General features: G+C 61.4%; 12 protein-coding genes. 3 read left to right on the top strand and 9 right to left on the bottom strand.

Annotated features, from left to right (window positions below):
• Window position 1: 1 nt before the first annotated feature.
• The 7 genes from thiL to GSF27_RS13075 all read right to left on the bottom strand — a co-directional run bounded on the left by thiL (window position 2) and on the right by GSF27_RS13075 (window position 5,439).
• The gene (gene thiL, locus GSF27_RS13105; protein WP_160969815.1) at window positions 2-964 is read right to left on the bottom strand and encodes a thiamine-phosphate kinase; all 963 of its coding nucleotides are present in this window, start codon (window positions 962-964) and stop codon (window positions 2-4) included.
• A 41-nt stretch (window positions 965-1,005) separates the two neighbouring features.
• Window positions 1,006-1,458 (bottom strand): transcription antitermination factor NusB, encoded by a 453-nt coding sequence (gene nusB / locus GSF27_RS13100; RefSeq protein WP_160969796.1) that lies wholly within the window; start codon window positions 1,456-1,458, stop codon window positions 1,006-1,008.
• Between the two features lie 29 nt (window positions 1,459-1,487).
• Window positions 1,488-1,958, bottom strand: a complete 471-nt coding sequence (gene ribE, locus GSF27_RS13095; RefSeq protein WP_160969794.1) for a 6,7-dimethyl-8-ribityllumazine synthase — start codon at window positions 1,956-1,958, stop codon at window positions 1,488-1,490.
• Window positions 1,959-2,051: 93 nt separating this feature from the next.
• The gene (locus GSF27_RS13090; RefSeq protein WP_160969792.1) at window positions 2,052-2,717 is read right to left on the bottom strand and encodes a riboflavin synthase; all 666 of its coding nucleotides are present in this window, start codon (window positions 2,715-2,717) and stop codon (window positions 2,052-2,054) included.
• Between the two features lie 62 nt (window positions 2,718-2,779).
• A complete protein-coding gene (gene ribD / locus GSF27_RS13085; protein ID WP_160969790.1) occupies window positions 2,780-3,898 on the bottom strand; it encodes a bifunctional diaminohydroxyphosphoribosylaminopyrimidine deaminase/5-amino-6-(5-phosphoribosylamino)uracil reductase RibD in 1,119 nt (372 codons plus the stop codon).
• 26 nt (window positions 3,899-3,924) lie between these two features.
• Window positions 3,925-4,377, bottom strand: coding sequence for a transcriptional regulator NrdR (gene nrdR, locus GSF27_RS13080; RefSeq protein ID WP_160969788.1), 453 nt, complete (start codon window positions 4,375-4,377; stop codon window positions 3,925-3,927).
• Window positions 4,378-4,455: 78 nt separating this feature from the next.
• Window positions 4,456-5,439 carry a GlxA family transcriptional regulator gene (locus GSF27_RS13075; RefSeq protein WP_160969786.1) on the bottom strand — a complete coding sequence of 328 codons (984 nt, stop codon included), beginning with the start codon at window positions 5,437-5,439 and terminating at the stop codon, window positions 4,456-4,458.
• Between the two features lie 273 nt (window positions 5,440-5,712).
• Between GSF27_RS13075 and ppk1 the strand changes: the two genes are divergently transcribed.
• From ppk1 to GSF27_RS13060, 3 genes are all read left to right on the top strand, one after another.
• On the top strand, window positions 5,713-7,851 hold the full coding sequence (gene ppk1 / locus GSF27_RS13070) for a polyphosphate kinase 1 (protein WP_160969784.1): 2,139 nt from the start codon (window positions 5,713-5,715) through the stop codon (window positions 7,849-7,851).
• A gap of 32 nt (window positions 7,852-7,883) precedes the next feature.
• Window positions 7,884-9,446: a Ppx/GppA phosphatase family protein gene (locus GSF27_RS13065; RefSeq protein WP_160969782.1), complete on the top strand. Its 1,563-nt coding sequence runs from the start codon at window positions 7,884-7,886 to the stop codon at window positions 9,444-9,446.
• A gap of 157 nt (window positions 9,447-9,603) precedes the next feature.
• Window positions 9,604-11,166 (top strand): cation:proton antiporter family protein, encoded by a 1,563-nt coding sequence (locus GSF27_RS13060; RefSeq protein ID WP_160969780.1) that lies wholly within the window; start codon window positions 9,604-9,606, stop codon window positions 11,164-11,166.
• 17 nt (window positions 11,167-11,183) lie between these two features.
• Here the strand turns inward: GSF27_RS13060 and GSF27_RS13055 are convergent, their stop codons facing one another.
• Both GSF27_RS13055 and GSF27_RS13050 read right to left on the bottom strand, forming a co-directional pair.
• Window positions 11,184-12,152 (bottom strand): D-2-hydroxyacid dehydrogenase, encoded by a 969-nt coding sequence (locus GSF27_RS13055; RefSeq protein ID WP_202410442.1) that lies wholly within the window; start codon window positions 12,150-12,152, stop codon window positions 11,184-11,186.
• A gap of 109 nt (window positions 12,153-12,261) precedes the next feature.
• Entirely contained in the window at window positions 12,262-12,633 is a 372-nt protein-coding gene (locus GSF27_RS13050) for an META domain-containing protein (protein WP_160969778.1), read from the bottom strand.
• Window positions 12,634-12,775: the final 142 nt, after the last annotated feature.

The raw sequence follows: 12,775 nt of genomic DNA, 5'->3' as shown, positions 1-12,775 counted from the left end.
GCTACTCAAAATGTTGGTAACCCTGGCGCTTCAACGGCACCTCCCGCCCCTTGTAGAAGCAGGTCACGCCGGAGCCCCGGGTTATTTCGCCAATGTGGGTGGCCTGCAGCCGCTTCTGCTCAATCAGCCGTTCCAGTTCACCGATACGCGCCTGCGGCACGGTGAAACAGAGCTCGTAGTCGTCGCCACCGCTCAGCGCCCACTGCACGCCTTTATCCAGCGACACCAGTTTGCGCACTGGCTCCGACAGCGGCAACTTGCCCAGGTCAATCCTCGCCCCCAGCACACTCTCTTCGCAGATGTGGCCGAGGTCCGCCACCAGACCGTCGGAGATGTCGATAGCCGCATTGGCCACACCCTGCAAAGCCTGGCCAAAGGCAATGCGCGGTTCAGGCCGGTAATAACTGTTCATGAAGTAGTTGAAGGCGGACTTGCCCACCTCCAGCTGCTTCTTGATCACCGCCAGTGCTGCGGCGCCATCACCAACGGTGCCGGTGACGAAGACCCAGTCACCCACCGAGGCGTTGCCCCGCAACAGCGCCCGCCCGGGCGCTACGCTGCCATGCACCTGCAGGGTGATGGCCAGAGGGCCGCGGGTGGTATCACCACCCACCAGCGCAATGTTGTAATCCGCAGCCACCCGCAACAAGCCGCGGGCAAAACTTTTCACCCACGCCTCGTCCGCCGAAGGCAGGGTCAGGCCGAGGGTAAACCAGAGCGGTTCTGCCCCCATGGCTGCCAGGTCGCTGAGGTTGACCCGCAACGCCCGCTCGGCAATCAGTTCCGGGTCGGCATTGGGGGGGAAGTGCACCCCGCCCACCAGCGTATCCATAGAGACCGCCAGCTGCTGCCCCTCGGGCACGCTCAACAGCGCACAGTCGTCTCCTACCCCGCGCACTACACCAAACGCCCCACCATCCTGCTGGAAGTAGCGCCGGATCAGCTCAAATTCACCCATCGCCATCTCAGATATCCGTTCCTGTCATGCCCTGCGCTGCAACACTCTCAGGAGCGGCTACCGCGCTCGGCCTGAACTTCGATAGCGCGGTGATCAGCGGCCACCTTGTCGAGTACGCCGTTGATGAACTTGTGGCTGTCGGTAGCGCCAAACTTCTTCGCCAGCGCCACGGCTTCGTTGATGACCACCTTGTAGGGCACATCAATACGGAACATCAGCTCGTAGGTCGCCAGGCGCAACAGCGCCTGGGTGATGGGATCCAGCTCGTTCTGCTCCCGCTCCTGCAGGTATTGGCCAAAGGCCTCCTCCAGTTCAGAGAGGCGCTGAGGCACCTTGTGCAGCAGCTCGCGGTAGTAGGCGGTATCCACTTTGCTCATGTCGTTGTCGCTGTGGAACTCCGCTTCAATGACGTTGAGCGCCGCGGAGGTCATCTGCCACTGGTACAGCGACTGCATGGCGTAGTGTCTGGCTTTGCGGCGCGCCGCAGGTGATACGGTCATGGAGATCAAACCTGTCAATGAGCCGGGAATCAGAGTTTGCCCAGCAGGGAAACCATTTCCAGCGCCGTCTTGGCCGCTTCTTCGCCCTTGTTACCGGCCTTGGTGCCGGAGCGCTCAATGGCCTGTTCGATACTGTCGACGGTGAGGACACCGAAAGTAACCACGGTATTGGCACCCAGGGAGACCTGCGCCAGGCCCTTGGTACATTCACCGGCCACATACTCGAAGTGAGGGGTGCCACCGCGGATCACCGCGCCCAGCGCAATGATGGCGTCAAACTTGTTGCTCTCCGCCAGGCGCTTGGCCAGCAGCGGGAATTCAAACGCACCTGGAGCGTAGTAGATGGTGATCTGCTCGTCCTTGATACCGTGACGACGCAGGGTATCCAGGGCACCCTCTTTCAGGCTCTCCACCACGAAGCTGTTCCAACGGCTGACGATCAGCGCGTACTGGCCCTGGCACTGGGTAAAATCCCCTTCAACAACTTTAATCTGACTCATGTTCTTCTCACTTTTCCACGATTACCGTCACCCGCTTACCGGTCACACCGGCTCACTGGCGTATTCATCAAGTACTGGCCCGCCGTGCGGGACTCAGCGTTGCAGAAATCCGTTCTCGGCCAGAAAGGCCATATCGATGCCGCCTCCGGTGCTGCTGTCCGCCGCCTTGTCACCCAATAATAGCCGCTCAAGGTAACGGGCTATGACGTCCACCTCCAGGTTGACGCGGGTGCCGGTGCTGTAGCCGCCGATCACGGTGCGCTCCAGCGTGTGGGGCACGATATTCAGTTCAAACTCGTCACCGTCCACGGCATTGACCGTCAGACTGGTACCATCAATACAGATGGAGCCCTTGTGGGCGATGTACTTTGCCAGCGCCTTGGGCGCCCGCAGGCGGAAGCGCTCGGAGCGGGCATCGGCATGGCGCGATACCACCTCGCCAACGCCGTCCACATGGCCGCTCACCAGGTGGCCGCCGAGGCGGGTCTGGGGCGTCAGCGCCTTTTCCAGGTTGACCCGGCTGCCCAGCTTCCACTCGCCGACGGTGGTGTACTCCAGGGTTTCGCGGGAGACATCGGCCCAGTAACCATCCCCCGGCAGCTCCACCACCGTCAGGCAGACGCCGTTGGTGGCAATGGAGTCCCCCAGGGCCACATCGCCGAGGTCGAGACCATGGCTTTTCACCCGCACCCGCAGGTCGCCGCCACTGGGCTGCAGGGCCACAATTTCACCCAGCGCCTCAACAATTCCTGTGAACATAAATCCTGCCTCTCATTCGTCTCGCTTCACCGCGCCTGCCTTTCCGCCGCCCAGGTTACAGGTCAGGCATCCGGGTCGGGCACCGCCGTGATACGCCAGTCGCTGCCCACCGCCCGCATATCGCGGATCGACACCGGCAACTGTTTGGCCATAGTGTCCAGCGGCAGCTCGAACAGTGGCCGCGCACTGCTGCCCAGCAGCTTCGGCGCCACATAGATAACCAGCTCGTCCAGCAGCCCCTGACGCAGGAATGCCCCCGCCAGGGTTGCCCCGGCCTCCACCAGCACCTCGTTGCACTGGCGCGCCGCCAGTTCTGCCAGCAGTGCCCGCAGGCCGATACGGCCATCGCGGTCGGGCAGGCTCAGTTGCTCCACCCCGTCCAGGCCAGTCAGGGCCGTATTCGGCTCCGCCATGGCAGAGACCACCAGCGTGAGGGGCGGCGATTGTAACACTTTCGCCGGCGGACGTAGTCGTTGTTTGCTATCCAGCACCACCCGCAGCGGCTGCACTGAGGCCGCCAGGGCCGCATCGGCCAGTTTCAGCTCCTCTGCCCGCACATTAAGGGAGGCATCGTCCAGGTCGATGGAGTCAATACCGGTGATAATGGCGCAGCTGCGGGCGCGCAGCTTCTGCACGTCGGCGCGGGCCCGCGGACCGGTGATCCACTTGCTCTCGCCGCTGGCCATGGCGGTGCGACCATCGAGACTCATAGCCATCTTGCAGCGTACAAACGGGCGCCCGCTCTCCATGCGGCGGATAAAGCCGGGATTAAGGCCCCAGGCCTGCTCTTCAAGCAGCGGACCATCCACCTCAATCCCCGCCTGCAGCAGGTGCGCCAGGCCGCGGCCCGCCACCTGCGGATTGGGATCCTCCATGGCGTAGACCACGCGGCTGACACCGGCCTGTACCAGCGCCTCGCAGCAGGGACCGGTCTTGCCGGTATGGCTGCAGGGCTCGAGGGTGACATAGGCAGTGGCACCGCGGGCGGCGTCACCGGCGGCGGCCAGCGCATTCACTTCGGCATGCCCCTCGCCGGCGCGGCGGTGCCAGCCCTCGCCCACCACCCGGCCATCGCGCACCAGTACGCAGCCCACCCGGGGGTTGGGCATGGTGGAATAGAGTCCCAGTTCAGCCAGCTGCAGTGCCCTGGCCATGTGTTTGCGATCGGTGAGGTCTGTCATGGGTGTTGTATTCGTGGCGGCGCGACTCAGCTGCGCTCCAGCCGGTCGATCTCCTCACGGAATTCATTCAGGTCCTTGAAGCGGCGGTAAACGGAGGCAAAACGCACGTAGGCCACTTCATCCAGGGCGCGCAGCTGCTCCATCACCGATTCACCGATCAGGATGGAGGGCACCTCGCGTTCACCGGTGGCCTGCAGCTTGTGCTTGATCTGGCTGACGGCGGTTTCCACTTTCTCCACACTCACCGGGCGCTTCTCCAATGCCCGCATAAAGCCCGCCCGCAGCTTGTCTTCGTCAAAAGGCTCGCGGGAACCGTCCTGCTTGATGACCTTGGGCAACAGCAGCTCCGCCGTCTCATAGGTGGTAAAACGCTCGCGACAGGAGAGGCACTCGCGGCGGCGGCGCACCTGGTCGCCGTCAGCCACCAGGCGGGAATCGATTACCTTGGTGTCGTCGGCACCGCAAAAGGGACAATGCATGGGCTGCACCCCGTGTAAAGGTTGTTTCCGTGGCGGCCCCAACGCACGCCGTTAGTCATAACTGTCTGGCGGCTGCCGTCAGGGTTCACCGCAGAACTGCTTGCGATAGGCCGCCGGGGTCACCCCCACCTGGGTGCGGAACAGGCGGCAGAAGTAGCTGCTATCGCTGTAACCCACATCCAGGGAAATATGTTTAATGCTCTTGTCGCTGTGCACCAGCAGATCCCGCGCCGCCTCCAGGCGAATACGCTGCAGGTAGGCGAGGGGCTTTTCACCGGTGGCGGAGTTGAAACGGCGGGCAAAATTGCGCAGGCTCATGCCGTGCTGTTCCGCCACATCCGCCAGCCTGACATCCTCGCTGTAGCGGGTCTCCAGCCACACCTGCACCTGCTCGATCAGGCGATCGCCGTGATGGCGCTGGCGGTTGATTTTCAGCGGGGCAAAATCGTAGCTGCGGCGAATATCAAACAGGATGTCACGACTGATCCCCCGCGCCACCCCATCACCGAACAGACGGATGGCCAGGTTCAGCAACAGGTCCGCCATGGCGGTTCCCCCCGACGTGCAGTAAACATTGCCGCTCTCGGAGATCACCTTGTCTTTCTGCCACAACACGCCCGGGAACATCTCCGCAAAGTGGTCATGCTCACGCCAGTAGGTGGTAGCCTCACGCCCGTCCAGGTAGCCGGTACCCGCCACCCAGTAGATGCCGCACCCCATGCCCACCACCATGCGGTCACGGGCCAGGTGGGGGCGCATCCAGGCGCGGATCTGCGGCTGCAGGGGCTCAAGCACCTCGGGGCGGATCCACAGGTGGGGGAAGATAATCACATCCCACTCGCGATCATCCAGGGCGCCATCAACGCTGATGCGGCTGCCACTGTAGGAGGTTACCGGCTCACCATCGGGCGATAACAGGGCAAACTCCAGCCTGGAATCGGAGAGCCGCTCAGCGCGCCACTGAATACCGTAAAGGATGTCTCGACAGGTCAGCAGGTTGCCGCCACTGACCTGATCCGTGGCCAGCACCGCAACCCGTTTTGCCGGATGGTTAGCAGACATGTTCAAATCCGTAGCCCAACAGGATCGCCGATTATACACGATGGCGATTTTGTCGCATCCTATTACCGCTTTGTACTAGGTCTTGGGCGACCTCAGTGCAAAATTACCCTATGCGCCCCCCAGCCCCGGGGCAAGCACGGTGGACGCTTGCTGCCACCCGCCTTCGGCGTTAGTGTAAGGCGCAACAGCCCAGTGACTGTCATGGAACTGTCACAGACGACAGGCAAGCTGCAGCATCGCTGCCGCGAGACGATCTGTACCGAGGAATTCCGGATGTCCCAAGCCCCGCAAACCCCTTTCACCCCGACCACTGCAGATGCCCATACCGGGGAACAGCCGATTCACATTGTGCCGCGGGAGCTGAGCTGGCTGGCGTTTAACGAGCGGGTGCTGCAGGAGGCCGCTGACAGCAACAATCCGGTGGTGGAGCGGATGCGCTTCCTCGGCATCTTCTCCAACAACATGGACGAATTCTTCCGTGTGCGGGTGGCCGACGTACGGCGCCGTATTCTCTTCCCTCACCTGGAATACGAGAGCTCCGACGACGGCGTTGACGACGCCCAGCTGCTGCACGACATCCAGGACAAGGTGTTCCGCCTCAACAAGCGCTTCGACAAGCTCTACAAGGAGGTGAGTCGCGAGCTGAAGGCCAACAAGATCAGCATCCTGACGGCCCATACCGATCTCAGCGAAGACCAGTCACGCTGGCTGAAGGGCTATATGAAAAGCGAAGCCCTGCCTTACATCTGCCCGATCATCGTTCACGCCGGCATGGACCTGCCGGCACTGCTCAGTGATGACGCCTTCTACCTGGCGGTGGAGATGCTCAGCGACGATGGCGTCGAGCACGCTGTGGTGGAAGTCCCCACCAAGGAGACCTCGCGCTTTATCCTGCTCCCCAACAACGCCCGTGAACGGCAGTTCCTGCTGCTGGACGACGCCATGAAGCACTGCCTCAACGATATTTTCGGGGCGGTATTCACCTACAGCGAGATCCGCGCCTACTCCTTCAAGATGACCCGCGATGCCGAACTCAATCTCGGTGGCGACATCGACCAGAGTGTGCTGGACAAGATGTCCCGCGGACTGCGCCGCCGTCTCACCGCCGAGCCGGTGCGGCTGGTGTACGATCAGGATATGCCACAGTCGATGCTGGATTTTCTCGCCAAACGGCTGAAGTTCACGTCCCACGACTCCATTGTTCCCAGCGGCCCCTATCGCAACTTCCGCGATTTTATCGGCTTCCCCAATGTGGGCGGTAAGTCGCTGGAGCATCGCAAGCTGCCCGCCATTCGCAGCGCCGCCTTTGACAGCTTTGACAACGCCCTCGATGCCATCGCCCACGAGGATATCCTGCTCTATTATCCCTACCACTCCTTTGGCTACTTTACCGAGTTGTTGCGGCAGGCCGCCTTTGACCCGCGGGTGCAGAAAATCACCATTAATATCTACCGGGTGGCAAAGAACTCCCGCGTGCTGCACTCCCTCTGCGATGCAGCCCGCAACGGCAAGAAGGTCACCGTGGTGGTGGAGCTGCAGGCGCGCTTCGACGAGCACAACAACATTGAACTCTCCAAGCAACTGGAGAGTGTAGGCATTAACGTGGCCTTCGGTATTCCCACCCTCAAGGTGCACTCCAAGCTGTGCCTGATTGAGCGCAAGGAGGGCGGCCAGTTAAAACGCTACGCCCATATCGGCACCGGCAACTTCCACGAAGGCAATGCCCGTATCTATACCGACTACAGCTACTTCACCGCCCACGAGGAGATCACCCGTGAAGTGGCCCAGGTGTTTGAATTTATCCACCGCAGCTACAAGCCTTATCAGTTCAACCACCTGATGGTGTCGCCCATTAACTGCCGGGAAAAGATCAGCCAGCTGATAGAGGACGAGATAGCCGCGGCCACCGCCGGTAAAGCCGCCTCCATCCATATCAAGGCCAACAACCTCTGTGACAACGGCATCGCCCGCCTGCTGTGCAAAGCCTCCAACGCCGGTGTTGAGGTGAAGATGATCGTGCGCGGCATGTGCTCCCTGCGCACCGAAGACCCGGGCATCAGCGACCGCATTGAAGTGCACAGCATCGTCGACCAGTTCCTGGAACACGCGCGGGTGATGATCTTTGGCAACCAGGGCGATCCGCTGGTGTACATCACCTCCGCCGACCTGATGAAGCGCAACATTGAACACCGGGTGGAGGTGGGCGTGCCCATCTACGACCGCCACCTGCGCCGCCAGATCCTGGAAATTTTTGACCTGCAGATGAAAGACAACTGCAAGGCGCGGCGGCTGGACTATAACCAGACCAACCCCTATGTGGATCTCCCCGGGCGTCGCATTCGCTCACAAATTGCCATCCACCAATATCTCAGTAGAATTGAAAACCAGAACCGAGATACCGACTTCGATTGATTCCCCAGTGAAGTCCCCACGCAGGATGAGCCGTGCCCGATCCCACCACCCCCTCCGCCACGGCGGTTGAGCCCGAATCCGCCGCCAGCAGTCGCCGGGTGGCGGTGCTCGACCTGGGCTCCAACAGTTTTCACATGACCCTGGCCGAAGTGGGCCCGCAGGGGATCAAGACCTACCACCGGGAGAAGCGCAAGGTACAGCTTGCCGCCGGTCTCAGCGCCGATGGCATCCTGGACCAGCCAGCCATCGACCGCGCGTTGGAAACCCTGGGCCTGTTCGGCCAGATACTGCAGGATTTCCAGCCCGATATCGTCCGCGCCGCCGGCACCTACACCTTCCGCGCCGCCCGCAATATCGAAGCCCTGGTAAAACCGGCGCGCAAGCTGATCCCCGGCCGCATTGAAATTCTCGAAGGTATCGAAGAGGCTCGCCTGATCTATCAGGGCGTGTCCCACGGCGAATACCGCAGTGGACGCAGCCTGGTGGTGGATATTGGCGGCGGCAGTACCGAACTGATCATTGGCGAGCACCATCAACCCCTGCACCTGCACAGCTGCAACATGGGCTGCGTCAGCTTCAGCCAGCGCTTTTTTGCCAATGGCAACATCACCCGCAAAGCGTTTGATGCCGCCATCGTGCAGGCCGAGCAGGAGCTGGAAGCGATCCGCGCCCACTACCAGGCCACCGGCTGGGACCTGGCCATCGGCTCCTCCGGCACCATCAAGGCGTTAGCGCAATGTGTGGAGAGCGCCGGCATCAGCAGCGGCGCGCTGACGCTGACAGCGCTGGAAGAGTTGAAAAAGCAACTGATCCGCTGCGGTCACATTGACCAGATCGACCTGCCAGGATTGCCGGAAGACCGGCGCAGCGTCATCTGTGGTGGACTGGCGGTGCTGCTGGCGGTGTTCGACCTGCTCGACGTTGAGAGCATGGACTACAGCGACTCCGCCTTGCGTGAAGGCCTGCTGCTGGAGACCCAGGAGCGACTGCAGCTGAAGGACAATCGCCACCACTCGGTACAGATCATTGCCCGCCGCTTTGCCTGCGACGAAGAGCACGCCGGCAAGGTACAACAAACCGCACTGGCGCTGTTTGATACCGTCGCGCCACAGTGGGACTTCGATCACCCGGACTACCGCAACCTGTTGCAGTGGGCCTGCCAGCTGCATGAAGCGGGACGCCAGATCAATCACATGGGATGCCACAAGCACGCCGCCTACATCGTCAGTAATGCCAACCTCGCCGGCTTTGATCGCGAGCGCCAGCAGATTCTCGCCTTCCTGCTACTCTGCCACCGCAAATCCCTGAAGCTGTCACAGGCGCCGGAGCTGGATGTTTTCTGCCTGCAGCGCATCCTCAAGTTGGCACTGCTGCTGCGCCTGGCCATTCGCCTCAACCAGTTCCGCCAGAACGAAGTGCTGCACAGCTATCACGCCAGTGCGCCGGGCAATACTGCCCTGCAACTGGAGTTCCAGCCGCTGTGGCAGGCGCGGGAGATGCTGTTTCACTCGGACCTCACCTCGGAACAGGAGCAGTTCCTGCCCCACGGCATACAGCTGTCGTTCTCGTTCCTGCATGAGCCACCGGCGCAGTGAGCCCAACTACACCTTTGGTCTGATGGCGGCGCCGTGCGGCAAGCCCGCGCTGGCCATCGACTGCGAGAAATGACTAAACTGCACCTGTAAACGCTGTGCCGGCGCAGAGCAAAGCCCCGGCTGTAACCACCACCCCTGTATCTGCAGCTCCTGATTTATGGACTTTATCTGGATTCTGTTCGCCTTTACGTGCGGACTGGCCATGCGCCTCGTGGCACTGCCACCCCTGGTAGGCTACCTGGCCGCCGGCTTTGCCCTGCACTTCCTTGGCTTTCAGCCAGCACAAAATCTCGAAACCCTGGCCAACATCGGCATCACACTGATGCTGTTTTCCATCGGCCTGAAGCTCAACATCAAGGACCTGCTCACCACCGAGATCTGGCTCGGTACCAGCGCCGCCATGGTGCTGTGGATCATCCTCTGCGGCAGCCTGCTGATGCTGGCGGCCGCTGTTGGACTCAGCAGTTTTACCAACCTGTCACTCTCCTCCGCCGCCCTGCTGGCCTTCGCCAGCAGCTTTTCCAGCACCGTGTGCGTGGTGAAGCTGCTGGAAGAGAGCGGCGAGATGAAGACCCGACACGGCAAGCTGGCCATCGGTATCCTGGTCATGCAGGACATAGTCGCTGTGGGTTTTCTGGTGTTTGCCACCGGCAAGGTACCGAGCCTGTGGGCCCCACTGTTGTTATTGCTGATTCCGCTGCGGCCCCTGCTGGGACGCTTGCTGCAGGAAGCCGGCCACGGCGAGCTGCTGCCGCTGATGGGATTTTTCCTCGCCCTGGGCGGCTATGAGCTGTTCAGCATGGTTAACATCAAGGGTGACCTCGGTGCCCTGCTGCTGGGCATCCTGCTGGCCAGTCACAGCAAAGCCTCGGAGCTGGCCAAATCCCTGCTCAGCTTCAAGGACCTGTTCCTGATCGGCTTCTTCCTCTCCATCGGCTTCACCGCCCTGCCGGACTGGGGCATGCTGGCCATGGCACTGGCCATCTGCCTGTTGCTGCCGCTGAAGTACATGCTGTTCCTGCTGCTGCTCTCCGGCCTGCGCCTGCGGGCCCGCAGTGCCTACCTCACCTCCATGGCGCTGACCAATTTCAGTGAGTTCGGCCTTATCGTGGCGGCCATCAGTGTCGACAACGGCTGGCTGGACAAGGAGTGGCTGGTGACCCTGGCGCTGGCGGTCTCCATCTCTTTTGCGCTGACCAGCGGCACCTACCGCCACGCCCACAGCATTTACAGCCGCTACAAACACCGGCTGAAAAGCTACGAACGCAGCAAGCGCCTGCCCCGGGATGTCTACCCCTATCCCATCGGCGCGGAGGTGCTGGTGATCGGTATGGGACGGGTGGGCAAAGGGGCCTACGAAGCACTCTACCAACATCTGGGGGACCGGGTGTGGGGACTGGATGCCGACCGCCAGCGCGTGGTGCGCCAGAAGAAGCAAGGCATGCACGTCTGCGTCGGGGATGGTGAAGACGCGGATTACTGGGAGGGTTACGACATCAGCACGGTGCGGCTGGTACTGCTGGCACTCCCCTCCATGGAAGACGCCACCAACGTCACCCAACAGTTAAAACTGGTGGGCTACAAAGGACAGATCGCCGCCATTGCCCGCTACGAAGACGAGAGCGAGCTGCTGCACGCCGCCGGTATCGACCGGGTATTCAACTTCTATACCGAGGCCGGTACCGGCTTCGCCGAAGAGAGTATGGCCATGTTGCGCTGAGTCTGGCGGGCAACCGCTCAGCTGACGCAGTTGATGGGCGCCCCGGCCTGGAAGGCCTTGAGGTTATCGACCACGACCTGCAACAGGCGTTGACGCGCCTCACGTGTGGCCCAGGCAATGTGCGGTGTAATGTAGCAGTTGGGCATATCGAACAGCGGGTGGTCCGCCGGTGGTGGCTCCACCGACAGCACATCGAGAGCTGCAGCAGCAATCCAACCTTCACTCAGTGCCAGCCGCAGCGCCAACTCATCAATCAGTGCGCCACGGGCGGTGTTGATCAGCATGGCCGTGGGCTTCATGGCTCGCAGGAAGGTTTCATTCACCATCTGCTGGTTAGCCTCGGTCAGCGGACAGTGCAGGCTGATCACATCACTCTCCGCCACCAGCTCCTGCAGCGCCACGAAGCGGCACCCCTCCAGCAGGGTTTCCGGTGGTGTACGGCTGTAAATCAGCACCCGCATGCCAAAAGCCCGCGCCAGGTGCGCCACCTGCCGGCCAATGGCACCGTAGCCAATGACCCCAAAGGTCTTGCCCGCCAACTCCAGCATGCTGCTGTCGTAGTAGCAGAAATCGCGGCTGCGCGGCCAGCGCTCCGAAACATCCTCACAGTAGGCCGCCACCGGTTGCGCCATCATCAGCAACTGGGCGAAGACAAACTGCGCCACCGAGTCGGTGCCATAGGCCGGGGTATTGGTCACCACGATGCCCCGCTCACGCGCCGCCGCCACGTCCACCACGTTGTAGCCGGTGGCCGTCACACCGATGTAACGCAAATGCGGCAGTTGCGCCATTAAAGGCTCGTCAAACACCACCTTGTTGGTGAGTACCAGCTGAGCGTCCTGACAGCGCGACAGCACCTCTTCAGCGCTGCTGTGTGTATAGATTTCCACTTCACCCAGGTGCTGCAAGGCAGACCAACTCAGATCACCGGGGTTGAGGGTGTTGCCATCGACCACCACAATTTTCATAGTTGTTATATCAGTCATATAAAATCAGCCTGCCGGCCAACATCAGAACGCAAAAAGCCGTCCCCCGGGGAAGACGGCTTAGACTAACTCAGTTGCCCCCGGCTGTCGCCCGACAACCGGGTATCGGTCAAGGCTCAACCGCAATCATCTTCAGGCGCTGCTTGCCTTCGGAATCCAGGAACAACAGCCATTGGCTGCCTTCCATCTTCACCTGGGTAGTGGCCTGCAAGGCCTCAAGCACCCGGCTCTCCTGATTCATCAACGCCTCGGGGCAGGCCCTGCGGGTGCTGCCCATACCTGTCACCTGCACCGCGCCCTCGCCGCTGACTACGAAATTCCCCATATAGCGGTTGCAGCCGGTGGAGCCGGAAATACGCCCCTGCTCAGGGAAGCTCGCCGTAATCATGCTGTTGTCGATAATACCACCACTGTCGACGCTCTCGATTTGCCAGTTGCTCCCCACCAGGGACTTGCCATCCACCGACTCGGATTGCTTCATACTTGCACACCCCATCATGGTTAATGATGTCAGGGCCACCAACCAGAAGGTAACCCGCCGTCCTGCAGGTGCTCGCACTGTGCTTGCCATAGATCTCTCTCTCATCCTGTATGCTCCTCAGTCACATGGCATGCGGATCACT

The sequence above is a fragment of the Pseudomaricurvus sp. HS19 genome (assembly GCF_009857815.1).
Lineage (GTDB): Bacteria > Pseudomonadota > Gammaproteobacteria > Pseudomonadales > Cellvibrionaceae > Pseudomaricurvus.
This window is presented reverse-complemented; position numbering and strand designations above follow the sequence as displayed.

Bases quoted from the DNA above. Each gene is read 5' to 3' on its own strand.
- thiL (WP_160969815.1), bottom strand. From the start codon at position 964: ATGGCGATGGGTGAATTTGAGCTGATCCGGCGCTACTTCCAGCAGGAT.
- nusB (WP_160969796.1), bottom strand. From the start codon at position 1,458: ATGACCGTATCACCTGCGGCGCGCCGCAAAGCCAGACACTACGCCATG.
- ribE (WP_160969794.1), bottom strand. From the start codon at position 1,958: ATGAGTCAGATTAAAGTTGTTGAAGGGGATTTTACCCAGTGCCAGGGC.
- GSF27_RS13090 (WP_160969792.1), bottom strand. From the start codon at position 2,717: ATGTTCACAGGAATTGTTGAGGCGCTGGGTGAAATTGTGGCCCTGCAG.
- ribD (WP_160969790.1), bottom strand. From the start codon at position 3,898: ATGACAGACCTCACCGATCGCAAACACATGGCCAGGGCACTGCAGCTG.
- nrdR (WP_160969788.1), bottom strand. From the start codon at position 4,377: ATGCATTGTCCCTTTTGCGGTGCCGACGACACCAAGGTAATCGATTCC.
- GSF27_RS13075 (WP_160969786.1), bottom strand. From the start codon at position 5,439: ATGTCTGCTAACCATCCGGCAAAACGGGTTGCGGTGCTGGCCACGGAT.
- ppk1 (WP_160969784.1), top strand. From the start codon at position 5,713: ATGTCCCAAGCCCCGCAAACCCCTTTCACCCCGACCACTGCAGATGCC.
- GSF27_RS13060 (WP_160969780.1), top strand. From the start codon at position 9,604: ATGGACTTTATCTGGATTCTGTTCGCCTTTACGTGCGGACTGGCCATG.
- GSF27_RS13055 (WP_202410442.1), bottom strand. From the start codon at position 12,152: ATGACTGATATAACAACTATGAAAATTGTGGTGGTCGATGGCAACACC.
- GSF27_RS13050 (WP_160969778.1), bottom strand. From the start codon at position 12,633: ATGAAGCAATCCGAGTCGGTGGATGGCAAGTCCCTGGTGGGGAGCAAC.